This window comes from Kitasatospora sp. HUAS MG31 (genome assembly GCF_040571325.1).
Taxonomy (GTDB): Bacteria; Actinomycetota; Actinomycetes; order Streptomycetales; family Streptomycetaceae; genus Kitasatospora; species Kitasatospora camelliae.
In genome coordinates, this window is sequence record NZ_CP159872.1 from 6,184,897 (window position 1) to 6,202,299 (window position 17,403).

12 protein-coding genes and 1 riboswitch are annotated in these 17,403 nt (G+C 75.0%); of the genes, 7 read left to right on the plus strand and 5 right to left on the minus strand.

Going from position 1 to position 17,403, the window contains the following annotated elements; genetic code table 11:
- Positions 1-18 precede the first annotated feature (18 nt).
- Complete coding sequence (gene cobN / locus ABWK59_RS27575; protein ID WP_354643339.1) at positions 19-3,630, minus strand: cobaltochelatase subunit CobN; 3,612 nt, start codon at positions 3,628-3,630, stop codon at positions 19-21.
- Between the two features lie 258 nt (positions 3,631-3,888).
- Positions 3,889-3,960: riboswitch (cobalamin riboswitch) on the minus strand.
- A gap of 131 nt (positions 3,961-4,091) precedes the next feature.
- Between cobN and ABWK59_RS27580 the strand changes: the two genes are divergently transcribed.
- Genes ABWK59_RS27580 through ABWK59_RS27590 form a run of 3 tightly spaced genes read left to right on the plus strand, consistent with a single transcriptional unit; the run spans position 4,092 to position 7,494 of the window.
- Positions 4,092-5,324 (plus strand): cobalamin biosynthesis protein CobG, encoded by a 1,233-nt coding sequence (locus ABWK59_RS27580; protein WP_354643340.1) that lies wholly within the window; start codon positions 4,092-4,094, stop codon positions 5,322-5,324.
- Complete coding sequence (locus ABWK59_RS27585; RefSeq protein ID WP_354643341.1) at positions 5,321-5,947, plus strand: precorrin-8X methylmutase; 627 nt, start codon at positions 5,321-5,323, stop codon at positions 5,945-5,947. Before ABWK59_RS27580 ends, ABWK59_RS27585 begins: the two co-directional genes overlap by 4 nt.
- Entirely contained in the window at positions 5,944-7,494 is a 1,551-nt protein-coding gene (locus ABWK59_RS27590; protein ID WP_354643342.1) for a precorrin-2 C(20)-methyltransferase, read from the plus strand. The genes ABWK59_RS27585 and ABWK59_RS27590 overlap by 4 nt, the downstream gene beginning before the upstream one ends.
- 236 nt (positions 7,495-7,730) lie before the next feature.
- Here the strand turns inward: ABWK59_RS27590 and thrS are convergent, their stop codons facing one another.
- Positions 7,731-9,002: a threonine--tRNA ligase gene (thrS, locus tag ABWK59_RS27595; RefSeq protein WP_354645123.1), complete on the minus strand. Its 1,272-nt coding sequence runs from the start codon at positions 9,000-9,002 to the stop codon at positions 7,731-7,733.
- A 121-nt stretch (positions 9,003-9,123) separates the two neighbouring features.
- Positions 9,124-10,530, minus strand: a complete 1,407-nt coding sequence (locus ABWK59_RS27600) for a PLP-dependent aminotransferase family protein (RefSeq protein WP_354643343.1) — start codon at positions 10,528-10,530, stop codon at positions 9,124-9,126.
- A 47-nt stretch (positions 10,531-10,577) separates the two neighbouring features.
- Here ABWK59_RS27600 and ABWK59_RS27605 point away from each other — a divergent pair, with 47 nt between their 5' ends.
- From ABWK59_RS27605 to ABWK59_RS27615, 3 genes are all read left to right on the plus strand, one after another.
- Complete coding sequence (locus ABWK59_RS27605; RefSeq protein WP_354643344.1) at positions 10,578-11,075, plus strand: carboxymuconolactone decarboxylase family protein; 498 nt, start codon at positions 10,578-10,580, stop codon at positions 11,073-11,075.
- A 57-nt stretch (positions 11,076-11,132) separates the two neighbouring features.
- A complete protein-coding gene (gene polX, locus ABWK59_RS27610; RefSeq protein WP_354643345.1) occupies positions 11,133-12,881 on the plus strand; it encodes a DNA polymerase/3'-5' exonuclease PolX in 1,749 nt (582 codons plus the stop codon).
- A gap of 81 nt (positions 12,882-12,962) precedes the next feature.
- Positions 12,963-13,853 (plus strand): S41 family peptidase, encoded by an 891-nt coding sequence (locus tag ABWK59_RS27615; protein ID WP_354643346.1) that lies wholly within the window; start codon positions 12,963-12,965, stop codon positions 13,851-13,853.
- A 95-nt stretch (positions 13,854-13,948) separates the two neighbouring features.
- Here the strand turns inward: ABWK59_RS27615 and ABWK59_RS27620 are convergent, their stop codons facing one another.
- Both ABWK59_RS27620 and ABWK59_RS27625 read right to left on the minus strand, forming a co-directional pair.
- The gene (locus ABWK59_RS27620; protein ID WP_354643347.1) at positions 13,949-15,376 is read right to left on the minus strand and encodes a M1 family metallopeptidase; all 1,428 of its coding nucleotides are present in this window, start codon (positions 15,374-15,376) and stop codon (positions 13,949-13,951) included.
- Between the two features lie 138 nt (positions 15,377-15,514).
- The gene (locus ABWK59_RS27625) at positions 15,515-16,252 is read right to left on the minus strand and encodes a cobalt-precorrin-6A reductase (RefSeq protein ID WP_354643348.1); all 738 of its coding nucleotides are present in this window, start codon (positions 16,250-16,252) and stop codon (positions 15,515-15,517) included.
- Positions 16,253-16,272: 20 nt separating this feature from the next.
- Between ABWK59_RS27625 and ABWK59_RS27630 the strand changes: the two genes are divergently transcribed.
- Positions 16,273-17,391, plus strand: coding sequence for a cobalt-precorrin-5B (C(1))-methyltransferase (locus ABWK59_RS27630; protein WP_354643349.1), 1,119 nt, complete (start codon positions 16,273-16,275; stop codon positions 17,389-17,391).
- Positions 17,392-17,403: the final 12 nt, after the last annotated feature.

Genomic DNA, 17,403 nt, shown 5'->3' on the forward strand with positions numbered 1-17,403 from the left:
GGTACCCGGGTGCCCCGGTCAGGCGTCGCCCTCCAGGTCGCCCTCGGTCTCGAGGTACGCCTGCCGGAGGGCGTCCAGCAGGGCGGGGTCGGGCTCCGCCCAGAGGCCGCGGTCGGCGGCTTCGAGGAGGCGCTCGCTGATGCCGTGCAGGGCCCACGGGTTGGCGTCGGTCAGGAACTGCCGGTTGGTCTCGTCCAGGACGTACTCCTGGGTGAGCCGCTCGTATATCCAGTCCGCGACCACGCCCGTGGTGGCGTCGTAGCCGAAGAGGTAGTCCACGGTGGCGGCCATCTCGAAGGCGCCCTTGTAGCCGTGCCGCCGCATCGCCTCCATCCAGCGCGGGTTGACCACGCGGGCGCGGAAGACCCGGGCGGCCTCCTCGGTGAGCGTGCGGGTGCGAACGGTCTCCGGCCGGGTGGAGTCGCCGATGTACGCGGCCGGGTTCTTCCCGGTGAGCGCGCGGACGGTGGCGACCATGCCGCCGTGGTACTGGAAGTAGTCGTCCGAGTCGGCGATGTCGTGCTCGCGGGTGTCGGTGTTCTTGGCGGCGACGGTGATCCGCTTGTACGCGGTCTCCATCTCCTCCCGCGCCGGACGCCCGTCCAGCCCGCGGCCGTACGCGTACCCGCCCCAGACGGTGTAGACCTCGGCCAGGTCGGCGTCGGTGCGCCAGTCGCGGCTGTCGATCAGCTGGAGCAGGCCCGCGCCGTACGTGCCGGGGCGCGACCCGAAGACCCGGACGGTGGCCCGCCGCTCGTCGCCGTGCCGGGCCAGGTCGGCCTGGACGTGGGCCCGGACGAAGTTCTGCTCCTCGGCCTCCTCCTGGTGGGCGGCCAGCCGGACCGCGTCGTCCAGCAGGGCGACCACGTGCGGGAAGGCGTCCCGGAAGAAGCCGGAGATCCGCAGGGTGACGTCGATCCGGGGACGGCCCAGCTCCTCGAGCGGGACGGCCTCCAGGCCGGTGACCCGGCGGGAGGCGTCGTCCCAGACCGGCCGGACACCGAGCAGGGCGAACGCCTCGGCGATGTCGTCGCCGGCCGTGCGCATGGCGCTGGTGCCCCAGAGCGAGAGGCCCACCGACGGCGGGTAGGCGCCGTCGTTGTCGGCCCGGTACCGCTCGATCAGGGAGGAGGCCAGGGCCTGACCGGTCTCCCAGGCGAGCCGGCTGGGCACCGCCTTGGGGTCGACGGAGTAGAAGTTGCGGCCGGTGGGCAGCACGTTGACCAGGCCGCGCAGCGGCGAGCCCGAGGGGCCGGCCGGGACGAAGCCGCCGTTCAGGGCGTGCACCACCGCGTCCAGCTCGTCGGTGGTGGCGGCGAGCCGCGGCACCACCTGGCGGGCGGCGAAGTCGAGCACCTCGCGGACCGCGTCCGGGTGGCCGGCGGCGACCTTCTCGACCGCCTCGGGCGCCCAGTCCTCGGCCTCCATCGCCTCGACCAGGGCACGGGCCTGCGCCTCGGCGGCGTCGGTGGCGCCCAGGGTGAGCGCGGCCTCGTCCAGGCCGAGCGCCTCGCGCAGGCCGGGCAGGGCGCTGACGCCTCCCCAGATCTGCCGGGCCCGCAGGATGGCGAGCACGATGTTCACCCGGTCCGTGCCGGCCGGTGCCTGACCGAGGACGTGCAGGCCGTCGCGGATCTGGGCGTCCTTGACCTCGCACAGCCAGCCGTCGACGTGCAGCAGGAAGTCGTCGAAGCCGTCGTCCTCGGGGCGCTCGTCCAGGCCCAGGTCGTGGTCCAGACGGGCGGCCTGGATCAGCGTCCAGATCTGGGCGCGGATGGCCGGGAGCTTGGCCGGGTCCATCGCCGCGATGTTGGAGTGCTCGTCCAGCAGCTGCTCCAGGCGCGCGATGTCGCCGTAGCTGTCGGCGCGGGCCATCGGCGGGACGAGGTGGTCGACCAGGGTGGCGTGGGCGCGGCGCTTGGCCTGGGTGCCCTCGCCCGGGTCGTTGACCAGGAACGGGTACACCAGCGGCAGGTCGCCGAGGACGGCGTCCGGGCCGCAGTCGGCGGACAGCGCCGCGGTCTTGCCGGGCAGCCACTCCAGGTTGCCGTGCTTGCCGAGGTGGACCACGGCGTGGGCGCCGAAGCCGCCGTCCTCCTGGGTGGCGGCGATCCAGCGGTACGCGGCCAGGTAGTGGTGGCTCGGGGGCAGGTCCGGGTCGTGGTAGATGGCGACCGGGTTCTCGCCGAAGCCGCGCGGGGGCTGGATCAGGACCAGCAGGTTCCCGGAGCGCAGTCCGGCCAGCACGATGTCGCCGTCCGGGTTCTGCGAACGGTCGACGTACAGCTCGCCGGGCGCCGGACCCCAGTGCTCCTCGACGTCGGCGCGCAGGCCCTCGGGCAGGGTGGCGTACCAGCGGCGGTAGTCGGCGGCGGGGATCCGGACGGGGTTGCGGGCCAGCTGCTCCTCGGTCAGCCACGCCTGGTCGTACCCGCCGGCCTCGATCAGCGCGTGGATGAGGGCATCACCCTCATGACCGGCGTCGGTCTCCGTGTCCAGCCCCGGCAGGTCGGTGCCCAGGTCCATGCCCTCCTCGCGGAGGCGGGTGAGCAGCCGGACCGCGCTGGCCGGGGTGTCCAGGCCGACGGCGTTGCCGACCCGGGCGTGCTTGGTCGGGTACGCGGAGAGCACCAGGGCGAGGCGGCGCTCGGCGGCCGGGACGTGCCGCAGCCGGGCGTGTGCCACCGCGATGCCGGCGACCCGGGCGGCGCGCTCGGCGTCGGCCCGGTAGACGGTGAGGCCGTCCTCGTCCAGCTCCTTGAAGGAGAACGGGACGGTGATCAGGCGGCCGTCGAACTCGGGGACGGCCACCTGGGTGGCGGTGTCCAGCGGGGAGAGGCCGTCGTCGCTCTCCTCCCACTGCGAGCGCGACCAGGTCAGGCACAGGGCCTGCAGGATCGGCCGGTCCAGGGCGGCCAGCGCGCCCGCGTCCCAGGCCTCCTCGTCGCCGCCGGCCTGGGCGTCCGCCGGGCGGGTGCCGCCGGCGGCGAGGACGGTGGTGACGATGGCGTCCGCCCGGCCCAGCTCGGCGAGCAGCTCGGGCTCGGCGCCGCGCAGCGAGGAGCAGTACAGCGGCACCGGGCGGGCGCCCTGGTCCTCGATGGCCCGGCAGAGGGCCTCGACGAAGTCGGTGTTGCCGCTCATGTGGTGGGCGCGGTAGTAGAGCACGGCGACGGTCGGACCGTCCTCGTTCCGCGCGGTGCGCTCCAGCGGGCCCCACGCCGGGGCGGAGGCGGGCGGGTTGAAGCCGTGGCCGGTCAGCAGCACGGTGTCGGAGAGGAACGCGCCGAGCTCGGCCAGGTTGGCCGGGCCGCCGTGGGCCAGGTACGCGTGGGCCTCGGCGGCGATGCCGGCCGGGACGGTGGAGAGCTCCATCAGCTGGGCGTCGGGCGCCTGCTCACCCGTCAGCACGACCACCGGGCGCGGGCCGGCCAGCAGGGCGTCCAGGCCCTCCTCCCAGGCGCGGCGCCCGCCGAGCAGGCGGACCACCACCAGGTCGGTGCCCTCCACCAGGGCGGGCAGGTCCTCGGCGGTCAGCCGGGCCGGGTTGCCGAGGCGGAACGGGACCGGGCCCTGCGAGGCCCGGGCGCTCAGCAGGTCGGTGTCGGACGTCGACAGCAGCAGGATCATGCGGAGGGCCTCCCGGCCGGGTCGGTGGTGCGTGTCGAAGGGCGCCCGACCGGCGGCACGGCCGCGGTACGGGGGAGCGGGCGGGGTCCACGGGTACGGTGGGCGGCCGACGGGGGAGGGGCCTCGGGCGCACGGGGCGCCGGCGCCGGCCGGGGGCGCCCGGCGCGTCGCGGGCGGGCCCAGGCGCGCAGGGGCATGCGGCAGCGCATAGGTCGAGCCTTCCTCGGGGTCCGCGCCCCGGGCGGTGGAGGACGGCGGGAGTTCCTGGCTCCCACGGCATGAGCCGTGGTCACAGTGGCGGGACCGCACCGGGTTTCCACCGGTTTCCTCCGCTGTGCCGTCGCTGGCGTCGGGCGGACCTCAGGGACCACCCGGCAGCATCGTACGGGGTGCCGTTGACCTGGGGGAGTGTGATCTACGGGACGGCGGCATCCGGTCGGACCATCTGTATGCTCGCGGCCATGCCACCGACTCCCGACGCCTGGGCGCCGGGCCCCGACGCGCCCGCCGACGCGCCCGGAGCGGCGCCCCGGCCGACGGCCGACCGGGCGGCCGCCCGGGAGCGCGGCGACGCCTGCCCCGGTGCGCTGCGGCTGCACCGGGCCGACGACGGCGCCCTGGCCCGGATCCGGCTGCCCGGCGGCCTGCTGACGGTCCCTCAACTGCTGGCCCTGGCCGACGCCGCCGAGGAGCTGGGCGACGGCGCGCTGGAGACCACCTCCCGCGGCAACGTCCAGCTGCGCGGCCTGCCCGCGGACGCCGGGCCGGTGCTCGGCCGCCGGCTGCGCGCCGCCGGGCTGCTGCCCTCGGACACCCACGAGCGGGTCCGCAACATCGTCGCCTCCCCGCTCAGCGGCCTGGACGACGAGGGCCACGCCGCGGTCCATCCGTGGGTACGCGAACTGGACGCCCGGCTGTGCGCATCCGACTGGGCGGCCGCGCTGTCCGGCAAGTTCCTGTTCGCCCTGGACGACGGCCGCGGCGACGTCGCCGGCCTGGACGCCGATGTGACGTTGATCGCAACGCCCGGCGGCGCCCTGCTGCGGCTCGGCCGGGCCACGCTGGCCCGCCCGGTCGTGGAGCCGGTGGAGGCCGCGCTGGCCGCCGCCCGGGACTTCCTGACGGTCGCCCAGGGACGCGCCTGGCACCTGCGGGAGGTCCCCGACCTGGTGCCGGCCGGCACCGTACCGCTGCCCCGGGCCACGGCACCCGTCCCGGCGCTCGGCGCGCTGCCCGGCGGCCTGTCGGTCCAGATCCCGTTCGGCCGCGCCACCACCGACCGGTGGCGGCTGCTCGCCGGGGCGGCCGGCCCGGACGGCGTCCGGCTCACCCCCTGGCGCGGCGCGGTCCTGCCCGGCGCACCGGACGGCCGGCTCGCCGACCTCGCCGCGGCCGGGTTCCGGACCGTGCCCGGCTCCGCCTGGGAGGGGGCGAGCGCCTGCACCGGCCTGCCCGGCTGCGCCAAGTCCCTGGCCGACGTGCGCGCGGACGCCGCCCGAGCGCTGGCGGTACTGCCCGCCGGCCCGCCCGTCCACTGGTCGGGCTGCGAGCGGCGCTGCGGACACCCCGCCGGGACATGGGTGGACGTGCTCGCCACCGGGCAGGGCTACCGGGTGACGGCGGCGGGAACTTCGACGGATGTGACGACGGACGAGATGGCCGAGGCAGTGGCCGAGGCCCGGAGGACCAAGTGATCGAGTACGAGAAGGACGGCGCGTCCATCTACCGCCAGTCCTTTGCCACCATCCGGGCCGAGGCCGACCTGGCCGGACTCCCGGCGGACGTGTCGCAGGTGGCGGTGCGGATGATCCACGCCTGCGGCATGGTCGACCTGGTCGAGGACCTGGTGTACTCGCCCGGCGTGGTCGCCTCCGCCCGGAAGGCGCTGCACGACGGCGCGCCGATCCTGTGCGACGTGAACATGGTCGCCAGCGGCGTCACCCGCAGGCGGCTGCCCGCCGGCAACGAGGTGATCTGCACCCTGACCGACCCGGCCGTCCCCGAGCTGGCGAAGCGGATGGGCAACACCCGCAGCGCCGCCGCCATGGAGCTGTGGCTGCCCCGCCTGGAGGGCGCGGTGGTCGCCGTCGGCAACGCGCCGACCTCGCTGTTCCGGCTGCTGGAGATGATCGAGGCGGGCGCGCCCCGCCCGGCCGCCGTGATCGGCGTCCCGGTCGGCTTCATCGGCGCCGCCGAGTCCAAGCAGGCCCTGGCCGAGCACCCGGCCGGCCTGGAGCACCTGGTGGTGCGCGGCCGCCGCGGCGGCAGCGCCATCGCCGCCGCGGCGATCAACGCGATTGCGAGTGAGGAAGAGTGACCGAGTCCCAGACCACCGGCCGGCTGTACGGCGTCGGCCTCGGCCCCGGCGACCCCTCGCTGGTGACCGTCCGCGCCGCCGAACTCATCGGCAAGGCCGACGTGGTGGCGTACCACAGCGCCCGCCACGGCCGCTCGATCGCGCGGACCATCGCCGACCGCTACCTCACCGGCGGGCAGATCGAGGAGAAGCTGGTCTACCCGATCACCGTGGAGACCACCGACCACCCCGGCGGCTACCGCGGAGCCCTGGACGACTTCTACGAGGAGGCCTCCGCCCGGCTCGCCGCCCACCTGGACGCCGGCCGCGACGTGGTCGTCCTCGCCGAGGGCGACCCGCTGTTCTACGGCTCCTACCAGCACATGCACAAGCGGCTCGCGCACCGCTACCCGACCGAGGTGGTGCCCGGAGTCACCTCCGTCAGCGCCGCCGCCGCCCGGCTCGGTGTGCCGCTGGTCGAGGCCGAGGAGACCCTGACGATCATCCCCGGCACCCTGCCCGAGGAGGAGCTGACCGCCCGGCTGGCCTCCGCCGACTCCGCCGTGGTGATGAAGCTCGGCCGGACCTTCCCCGCCGTCCGCCGCGCCCTGGAACGGGCCGGCCGGCTGGAGGACGCCCGGTACGTCGAGCGGGCGTACATGGCCGGCGAGCGCACAGGACCGCTGGCCGAGGTCGACCCGGGGTCGGTCCCGTACTTCTCGGTGGCCGTGCTGCCCAGCAAGGTGGCGCGGCTGGAGTCGTCCGAGCTGTCCGAGTCGGTCGAGGGCCTCGCTGGGGACGGGGTCGAGAGTGAGGCCGAGGGCGAGGTCGTGGTGGTCGGCACCGGGCCGGCCGGGCCGCTCTGGCTCACCCCCGAGGCCCGCGGCGCCCTCGCCGCCGCCACCGACCTGGTCGGCTACACCACCTACCTCGACCGCGTCCCGGTCCGGCCCGGGCAGCTCCGGCACGGCTCCGACAACAAGGTCGAGGCCGAACGCGCCGAGTTCGCCCTCGACCTGGCCCGCCGCGGCCGGAAGGTCGCCGTGGTCTCCTCCGGCGACCCGGGCGTGTTCGCCATGGCCACCGCCGTCCTGGAGGCCTCCTGCAGCGACCCCTACCGGTCGGTCCGGGTCCGGGTGCTGCCCGGGATGACCGCCGCCCACGCCGCCGCCTCCCGGGTGGGCGCGCCGCTCGGCCACGACTACGCCGTCATCTCGCTCTCCGACCGGCTCAAGCCGTGGGAGGTCATCGCGAAGCGGCTGAAGGCCGCCGCGGAGGCGGACCTCGTCATCGCCATCTACAACCCCGGCTCCAAGTCCCGCACCACACAGGTGGGACTGGCCCGGGACCTGCTGCTGGAGCACCGGGCCGGGGACACGCCGGTCGTCATGGCGCGGGACGTGGGCGGGCCCACCGAACGCGTCCGGACGGTCCGGCTGGCGGAGCTTGACCCGGCGGAGGTCGACATGCGGACCCTCCTCCTCATCGGCTCCACCCAGACCCAGGCCGTCCCCCGCACCGACGGCACCCAGGTCGTCTGGACCCCCCGCCGCTACCCGGACGCGTAATCGGGCCACCCCACGCGCCCCTGCGCGGGTTGGCCGTTTGCACATGGTCAGCCACGGTCAGGGGCGCGTGGGGGCACCTCCCAGCCGCCAAGGCTGGGGGAGAACTGCGCGGGGCGGAAGGGGCTGGGCCGTACTCGCCTTCTGGGCACGGGTGTTCGGTCCGTCGGCGGCTTTCGGTTGGGCGGCCTTCCGTTTCGCGCAGTTCCCCGCGCCCCTGACGGGGCACTCCTTCGAGCTCAGGCGATGTGGGCGAGGGCTTCCGGGACGGGCATCGGGGCGGGGCGGGTGCCGTCGCGGTGGCGGAGGGAGACGTGGCCGGCCGAGGCCTCCGCGGGGCCGATGACGGCCTGGAAGGGGGCCAGCCGGTGGCGGCGGACGCGGGCGCCGAGAGTGCCGTGCTCGGGGCCGGAGAGCTCCGCCCGGAGTCCGTGTTCCACGGCGCGGCGGACGAACTCCTCGGCCTGCGGGCGTTGTTCCTCGGCGAGCGGGAGCGCCACCACCTGGACGGGCGCCAGCCAGACCGGGAACGCCCCGCCGTGCACCTCCAGCAGCTGGGCGACGGCCCGTTCCACGCTTCCGATGACGGCCCGGTGCACCATCACCGGCCGGTGCCGCGCCCCGTCCGCCCCGATGTACGCGAGGTCGAACCGCTCGGGCTGGTGGAAGTCGACCTGGATGGTGGAGAGGGTGGCCTCGCGTCCGGCCCGGTCCACCACCTGGACGTCGATCTTCGGCCCGTAGAACGCGGCCTCGCCCTCCTCCGCCTCGTAGGCGATCCCGGCCTCGTCCAGGGCCTCCCGCAGCAGGGCTCCGGCGCGCTCCCACCGCTCCGGCTCGGCCACGTACTTGGCTCCGGAGCCGGGCAGTGACAGCCGGTACCGGGCGGCGTCGATGCCGAGGTCCCGGTATGCCCGGCGGATCATCGCCAGGGCGCCGCGGACCTCCTCGGCCACCTGGTCGAGGCTGCAGAAGATGTGGGCGTCGTTCAGCTGGATGGCCCGGACCCGGGTCAACCCGCCGAGGACGCCGGAGAGTTCGGAGCGGTACATGCCGCCGAGCTCGGCCAGCCGCAGTGGCAGCTCGCGGTAACTGCGGGCGCGGGAGCGGTAGATCAGTGCGTGGTGCGGGCAGAGGCTGGGCCGGAGCACCACCTGTTCGGAGCCGAGGTCCATGGGCGGGAACATGTCGTCGCGGTAGTGGTCCCAGTGGCCGGAGATCTCGTAGAGCTCCCGTTTGCCGAGCACCGGCGAGTACACGTGCCGGTAGCCGGAGCGGCGTTCCTCCTCGCGGATGTACTGCTCCAGGGCGTGCCGGACGGCGGCGCCGTCGGGCAGCCAGTACGGCAGTCCGGCGCCGATCAGCGGGTCGGTGTCGAAGATCTCCAGCTCACGGCCGAGGCTACGGTGGTCCTTCATCGTGGTCTCCTCACGGACGGTGAGGCGAGCACACCCCGCACAGCATGAAGCCCCGGGGCGACTCGCCCCGGGGCTTCGGACAGCAGGTGTCAGCGCGCCGGGACTCTCTCCGGCGTCGTCGTGGCAACTGCGGCGCGCTTCATGCCGTCCACGCTACCTCCGTCGCCGCCGCACCGGCCACCGGATTTCCTACCGCTCGGCCCGCGGTGCGCCGTCACGCGTCCGGCAGGGCCAGGCAGAGCGTGTCCAGGGCCGCGGTGAAGACGTGCTCCGGCGGCGTCCCGTACCCGATGACCAGGCCGTCCCGCGGGGGCAGCGCGCTGTCCGGGTGCCGGTAGTTCGCCAGGCCGTCCACGGCGAGCCCCAGGCGGCTGGCCGCCCGCAGTGACGACTCCTCGGTGCCGGGCGGCAGTTCGAGCACCGCGTGCAGCCCGGCGGCGATCCCGCTGACCCGGATGTGCGGCGCCCGTTCGGCGAGGGTGGCCACCAACTGGTCGCGCCGCCGCCGGTACACCTGCCGCATCCGCCGCAGGTGCCGGTCGTACCCGCCGGAGGCGACGAACTCGGCGAGGGTGAGCTGGTCGAGGGCGCTGCTCCACATCTCGCGCTCGCCCTTGGCGGCGAGCACCTCGTCGACCAGGTGGTCCGGCAGCGCCATCCAGCCGAGCCGCAGCGCGGGGGAGAGGCTCTTGCTGACCGAGCCGAGGTGCACCACCCGGTCCGGGTCCAGGCTCTGCAAGGAGCCGACCGGCTGGCGGTCGTACCGGAACTCGCCGTCGTAGTCGTCCTCCAGCACCAGCCCGCCGGTGGACCGGGCCCAGTCGACGACGGCGGCGCGCCGCCCGGGGTGCAGCGGCCCGCCGGTCGGGTACTGGTGGGCGGGCGTGAGCAGCACCGCCGAGGCCCCGGTGCCGGGCAGCTCGGCCACCACCGCGCCGTCGGCGTCCACCGGCAGCGGCGGGGTGGCCAGCCCGGCGCCGGTCAGCAGCGACCGGTGGAACCCCAGGCCGTACGACTCGACGGCGACGGGCCCCGGCAGTACGGCGGCGAGCAGCCGCAGGGCGTGGGCGAACCCGGCGCAGACAACGATCCGGTGCGGGGCGGTGCGCACCCCGCGGGCCCGGGCCAGGTACCCGGTGAGGCACTCGCGCAGCTCGACCCGGCCGCGCGGATCCCCCACGCCGAAGGCCGCGTTGGGGGCCGCGGTCAACGCACGGCGGCCGGCGGCGAGCCAGGCGGCCCGGGGGAACGCGGCGGCGTCCGGCGAACTGGGCATCAGGTCGTACACGGGCCGGCGGGCCGGCGGGGCGGAGCGCCGCGGGCCGGTCCCGGAGGGCAGCGGGTCGGTGCGCCGGGCGACCCGGGTGCCGGAGCCCTGGCGGGCGGTCAGCCAGCCCTCGGCGACCAGTTCGGCGTAGGCCGCGCCGACCGTGTTGAGGGCCACGCCCAGGTCCCGGGCCAGGCCGCGGTACGGCGGAAGCCGGGTGCCGGCGGCCAGCCGGCCGGAGACGATCGCCTCGCGCAGCGCGCGCATCAGCTGCTCCCGCGGACCGCCAGGTCCGCTCAGCTCCACGTGGAGGTCGGCCCCGCCGCCCTCGGAATTGCCCCGACGATCCGCCATGGAAATGCACCATACCGTGGTGGCATCCCCCGCCTAGGCTCGTTCCCATGACAACCGCTCAGACCGCTCGGACCACTCAGACCGCCCAGACCGCCCAGACCGTCCAGATCGCTCAGCGGATGGACTTCGCCGCCGTCGCCCCCGCCGTCTTCAAGGCCGTCCTCGCCCTCGACACCGCCGCCCGCAAGGGCCTCGACCCGGTGCTGCTGGAGCTGGTGCAGATCCGGGCCTCGCAGATCAACCGGTGCGCGTACTGCATCGAGTACCACACCACCGACGCCCGCAAGGGCGGCGAACGCGAGGAGCGGATCCACCAGCTCGTCGCCTGGGAGGAGTCCAGCCTGTACACCGCGCGGGAGCGGGCCGCGCTGGCCCTCACCGAGGCGGTCACCCGGCTGCCCGACGGCGTCCCGGACGCGGTCTACGCGGAGGCCGCCCGGCACTTCGAGGAGGCGGAGCTGGCCCAGCTGATCGCGCTGATCCTCACCGTCAACACCTGGAACCGGATGAACGTCACCACCCGCAAGACCCCCGGCACCACCTGACCCGCGCCCCGTCAGCAGCCGTCGCCGCGCCCGGCGGCCGACCCTAGACTTGGCCGTATGGCCCGGCTCAACGACGAGGTCGGCGCGCTGCTGCAGGAGATCGCCGACCTCATCCTGCTCACCGGCGGGGACGCCTTCCGGGCACGGTCCTACGAGAAGGCGGCCCGGGCCGTCGGCGGCTACCACGCGGACCTCGCCACCCTGGACGCCAAGGGGCTGCGGGACATCCCCGGAGTCGGCACCTCCACCGCCGGCAAGATCACCGAGTACCTCTCCACCGGCCGGATGGCCAAACTGGACGAGCTGCGCGCCCAGGTCCCGCCCGGGGTCCGCGAGATCATGGCGATCCCGACCGTCGGCCCCAAGACCGCCGCGCTGATCCACCGCGAGCTGGGCGTCTCCACCGTGGACGAGCTCCGGGCCGCCGCCGAACAGGACCGCCTCGGCGACCTGCCCGGCCTCGGCGAGAAGACCGCCGAGAACATCCGCCACGGCATCGACCAGCTGCGCAGCGGCGGCGGCCGGGCCCTGCTCGACACCGCCATGGAACTCGCCGAGGAGATCGTCGCCTCGGTCGGCGCGCTGCCCGAGTGCCACCGCTGCGCGTACGCCGGCTCGCTGCGCCGGATGCGCCCGACCGTCGGCGACGTGGACGTGCTCGCCACCGCCGAGGACTCCCGGCCGCTGATGGACGCGCTCACCCGGCTCCCGTTCGTCACCGAGGTCCTGGCCGCCGGCCCCACCAAGACCTCCGTGCGCACCTCCCGCGGCCTGCAGATCGACCTGAGGGTGGTGCCGCCCGAGGACTGGGGCGCCGCGATGGTCTACTTCACCGGCTCCAAGGCCCACAACATCGCCCTGCGCGCCCGTGCGGTGAAGGCCGGCCTCAAGCTCTCCGAGTACGGCCTGTTCCGGCTGACCGAGCGGGGCGACCGCGGCAGCGAGGGCGAGAAGATCGCCTCCCGCACCGAGGAGGAGGTGTACGCCGCCCTCGGCCTGCCGTGGATCCCGCCCACGCTCCGCGAGGACCGCGGCGAGATCGCCGCCGCGCTCGCCGGCGAGCTGCCGGACCTGGTCACCGTCCGCGACATCCGCGGCGACCTGCACACCCACACCGACCTCACCGACGGGCTCGCCCCGCTGGAGGAGATGCTGGCCGCCGCCGCGGAGCGCGGCTACGCCTACTACGCCGTCACCGACCACGCCCCGAACCTGGCGATGCAGCGGATGACGGACGAGAAGATGCTCGCCCAGCGGGACCAGGTCAGGGCGTTGGACCGCCGCTACCGCGGCATGCGGGTGCTGCACGGCACCGAGCTCAACATCGACCGCGACGGCGAGGTGGACTGGCCGCCCGCCTTCCTGGCCGGCTTCGACCTCTGCGTGGCCTCCGTCCACTCCCACTTCCGCGCCGACCGGGACGTCCAGACCCGCCGGCTGGTCCGCGCCTGCGAGAACCCGCACGTGCACGTGATCGGCCACCCCACCACCCGGATGCTGGGCCGCCGGCAGCCGATCGACGTCGACCTGGACGCGGTGTACGCCGCCTGCGCCCGCACCGGCACCGCGCTGGAGGTGAACGCCTCCCCCGAGCGGCTCGACCTCGGCGACGAGCAGATCATGGCCGCCCGCCGGCACGGCGTCCGGTTCGCCGTGAACACCGACGCCCACGCCACCACCCACCTGGATAACCTGCGGTACGGCGTCGGCGCCGCCCAGCGGGGCTGGCTCACCGCCGACGAGGTGGTCAACACCTGGTCGCTGACCCGGCTGCGGCAGTTCCTGCGGAAACGCCCGGCGGGGTAGCGGCCACCGCGTCGAACGGGCGGGCGAACGCGGTCGGGAATTCGCTGGTCACGGGGCGACGGCGCCGTTAGCATCCGCGCCATGACGACCACTCAGGAGATACTCGACGTAGCCCTCGCCAAGATCGGCGAGGGCTACGTGTTCCCCGAGCGCGCCGCCGAGGTCGACCGCGCGATCCGCGAACGCCTCGCCGCCGGCGAGTACGACGGGCTGGCCGGCCCGGAGCTCTGCACCCGGGTGACCGCCGACTTCCAGGAGGTCTGCCCCGACAAGCACCTGCGGCTGCTGTGGCAGGACGAGCCCCAGTCCCTCACCGAGCAGGAGTCGGAGGAGGAGTCGCGGGCCCGCTGGGCGGCGATCTACCGCGCCGACAACTACGGCATCCGCCGGGTCGAGCAGCTCGACGGCAACATCGGGTACCTGGACATCCGGTCCATCCCCGACGCGGTCGAGGGCGGGCGGGCCTTCGCCGCCGCGATGGAGCTGGTCGCGGTGACCGACGCCCTGGTCATCGACCTGCGGAAGTGCCGCGGCGGCTCGCCGGACGGCGTCGCCCTGTGGTGCAGCTACCTCTTCCCGGACGGCGAGGTGCACCTCAACGACATCTACGAGCGCGCCACCGACTCCACCCGCCAGTTCTGGACGGTCGCGCACCTGCCCGCCCCGCGCTACCTGGACCGGCCGGTCTACGTGCTCACCAGCGGGTTCACCTTCTCGGGCGGCGAGGAGATCGCCTACAACCTCCAGACCCAGAAGCGGGCCACCCTGGTCGGCGAGACCACCCGCGGCGGCGCCCACCCCACCGACTGGATGCCCGTCACCGAACACATCTCGGTCACCGTCCCCGCCGCCCGCTCGATCAACCCCGTCACCGGCACCAACTGGGAGGGCGTCGGCGTCGTCCCCGACCTCCCCGTCCCCGCCGACGACGCCCTCGACACGGCCCTCACCCACCTCCGCGAAGCCAAGTAGGCCCCGGCTCCCGCGATCAAGCGGGCGCCCCTGTTGTGGCTGTCCGATCCCGCGCCCCTGGTGTGGTTGGCCGAACTCCTCGGTCCCGCGTCCCCTCAGTGAGGGGCGAGGGCGGTGAGGGCGGGCTTGGTCTCGGTGTAGAGCCAGGTGTGGAAGAGCGGGCCGAGGTCGCGGCCGGCAATGCGTTCGGCGTCCTGCCGGAGGTCGCAGGTGGCGACGCTGCCGTAGCGGTGCCGTTCCGCCCAGGTGTGCAGGAGTTCGAAGAAGGCGGGGTCCCCGAGGGTGCGCCGCAGCTCCTGGAGGAACATGGCGCCGCGCAGGTACACGGCCTCGTAGTCGAAGATGTCGTCCCGCCCCGGGTCCGCCGTCCTGAGCTCCCAGAAGGGGTCCCCGGCGGGGGTGGCGTAGAGCCGGTCGAAGGTTTCGGCGGCGGTCGGGCCGCCGTGCTCCTCCTGCCAGAGCCACTCGGCGTAGGTGGCGAAGCCCTCGTTCAGCCAGATGTCGCGCCAGGTGGTGGGCGTGACGCTGTCGCCGTACCACTGGTGGGCGATCTCGTGGACCATGGTCAGCTCGTCGGGCCGGCCGTCGTAGACCGGGCGGCTCTGGGTCTCCAGGGCGTAGTCGACGCCGATCCGGTCGACGATGCCGCCGACGGAGCCGAACGGGTAGCGGCCGAAGTGCCGTTCGCCGAAGGCGACCGCGGCGGCGGTGCCGGTCTGCAGGGCGGCCAGGTTGCCGTCGCCGGCCGGGTCGACGGCGGTGATGTCGGGGATCCCGCCCACCGTGCCGCGGTCGACCCGGAACTTCCCGATCGCCACCATGGCCAGGTAGCTGGACATCGGCCGGTTCATCGCCCAGGTGGCGGTGGTCCGGCCGGCGGCGCGGCGCTCGCTCTGTCGTTCGCCGTTGGCGAGGGCGGTGACGCCCTCGGGGACGGTGATCCGGAAGGTGTAGGTGGCCTTGTCGCGGATGTCGTCGTTGACGGGGTACCAGGTGCGGGCGCCGTCGGGTTCGTTGAGGGCCACCGCGCCGTCGTCGGTGTTGATCCAGCCGTAGACGCCGAGCGCCGGGTCGTCGAGCGGCCCGGGCGTGCCGCGGTAGTCGACCCGGACGGTGAACTCCCGTCCGCGGGCCAGGGGGTCGTGCGGGACGACGGTCAACTCCTGGCCGTCCTGCCGGAAGGCGGCGGGCCGGCCGTCGACCTGGATCCGCTCGATCGCGGGTCCGGAGTAGTCCAGGGTGAACCGCGGCAGGTCGTCCTCGGCCCGGGCGGTGATGGTCGCCTGCGCCACCAGCGCGTGGGTGGCCGGGGTGAAGTCCAGGTCCAGGTCGTAGTGCTGGACGTCGTACCCGGGGTTCCCGGCGAGCGGGAAGTACGGGTCGGGCTCGTAGGCCCCGACCCCGCTCCGGATCCCGTTCCGGAGTCCGGTGGCGCCCCCCGTGGCGGCCGAGGGGACGGCGGCGATCAGGACGGCCGCGCAGGCGGCGCTCACGGCCGCGGTCAGGCGTGCTCTGCGTCTCATGTGACGCATGGTCAGGGACACGACCAGCGGTCCGGGGCAGCGACACTCCTCCGATCAGGTGGCGGCGCCGTACGGGCCCGGCGTTCCCGCCCCGCCCCGCGCCGCCGTACGCGCTCGGGGGCTCCCGCCCGACGGCGTTCAGCCCCGCCGTGCGTCCAGCCAGGCCACCGCCGCCGCGACGTCCGGCGCGGTCGGCACCCCGGCGGGCGGCTGGGGACGCCGGACGACCACCACCGGCAGGCCGAGCTCGCGGGCGGCCTCCAGTTTGGGCGCGGTGGCCGCGCCGCCGCTGTCCTTGGTGACCAGGACGTCGATCCGGTGCTCGCGCAGCACCGCCCGCTCGCCGTCCAGGTCGAACGGGCCGCGGTCGAGCAGCACCTCGGTCCTGGCCGGCAGCGGCGGCTCGGGGGCGTCCACCGAGCGGGCCAGGAACCACAGGTCGAGGTGGGCGAAGGCGGCCAGGCCCTGCCGCCCGGTGGTCAGGAACACCCGCTCGCCGAGGGCGGGCAGGGCCGCGGCGGCGGCGTCGAGCGAGTCCACGGGGTGCCAGTCGTCCCCGTCAACCGGCACCCAGCTGGGACGACGCAGGCCGAGCAGGGGAACATGGACCTCGGCGGCCGCCTCGGCCGCGTTGCGAGAGATGGTGCCGGCGAAGGGATGGGTGGCGTCGATGAGCGCGTCCACGTGCTGCGCGCGCAGCCAGGCGGCCAGGCCCGCCGGGCCGCCGAAGCCGCCGATCCGGACCTCCCCGGCGGGCAGCCGCGGCTCCGCGACCCGGCCCGCCAGCGAGCTGGTGACCCGCAGCGCCGGGTCCCCGGCCAGCTCCGCGGCCAGCCGGCGGCCCTCGGTGGTGCCGCCGAGGATCAGGACGTGCATCGGGACTCCAGGGGGCGGACGTGGCTGAGGCCGGCGGTCGGGCGGGGCAGCTGAAGAGTAGCGGCCTGCGCCACGGCTGGACGACGGGCGCCTGCGCCACCGCGGCCACCGGCGCCGCGTACACCGCGCTGCTCACCGGCGCGTTCCCGGACCCGGTGGAGATCACCCTGCCGAAGGGCCAGCGGCCCTCCTTCGCGCTGGCGGCGGAGGAGCTGGCGGACGGCTGGGCGATGGCGGGCGTGGTGAAGGACGCCGGGGACGACCCGGACGTCACCCACGGCGCGCTGATCCGCTCCACCGTGCGGCCCGGTGCGCCGGGTGAGGGCGTGGTGTTCCGGGCCGGGCCGGGGGTGGGTACGGTCACCAAGGCCGGGCTGCCGCTGCCGGTCGGCGAGCCGGCGATCAACCCGGTGCCCCGGCAGATGATCCGCGACACGGTGGCCGAGGTGGCGGCCCGGCACGGCGGCACCGGGGACGTGGTGGTGGAGATCTCGGTGGACCACGGCGAGGAGATCGCCCGCTCCACCTGGAACCCGCGCCTGGGCATCCTCGGCGGCCTGTCCATCCTCGGCACCACCGGCATCGTGGTGCCGTACTCCTGCTCGGCGTGGATCGACTCGATCCGGCGCGGCGTGGACGTGGCCCGGGCGGCGGGCCGTACCCATGTCGCCGGGTGCACCGGCTCCACCTCGGAGAAGGTGGCGGTCGCCGTCCACGGACTGCCCGAGGACGCGCTGCTGGACATGGGCGACTTCGCGGGCGCCGTCCTCAAGTACCTCAAGCGCCACCCGGTGCCCAGGCTGACCATCGCCGGCGGCTTCGCCAAGCTCTCCAAGCTGGCGGCCGGCCACCTCGACCTGCACTCGGCCCGCTCCCAGGTGGACAAGGGGTACCTGGCGGAGCTGGCCCGGCGGGGCGGGGCCGGTCCGGAGCTGGCCGCGGCGGTGGCGGCGGCCAACACCGGGCTGGAGGCGGTGCAGCTGTGCGCGGCGGCCGGGGTACCGCTGGGCGACCTGGTGGCCGAGGAGGCCCGGGCCACCGCGCTGGGCGTGCTGACCGGCTCGCCGGTGGCCGTGGACGTGATCTGCATCGACCGGGCCGGCACGATCGTCGGCCGCGCCGACCCGGCCGGAGGCTGAACCGGGCCGGAG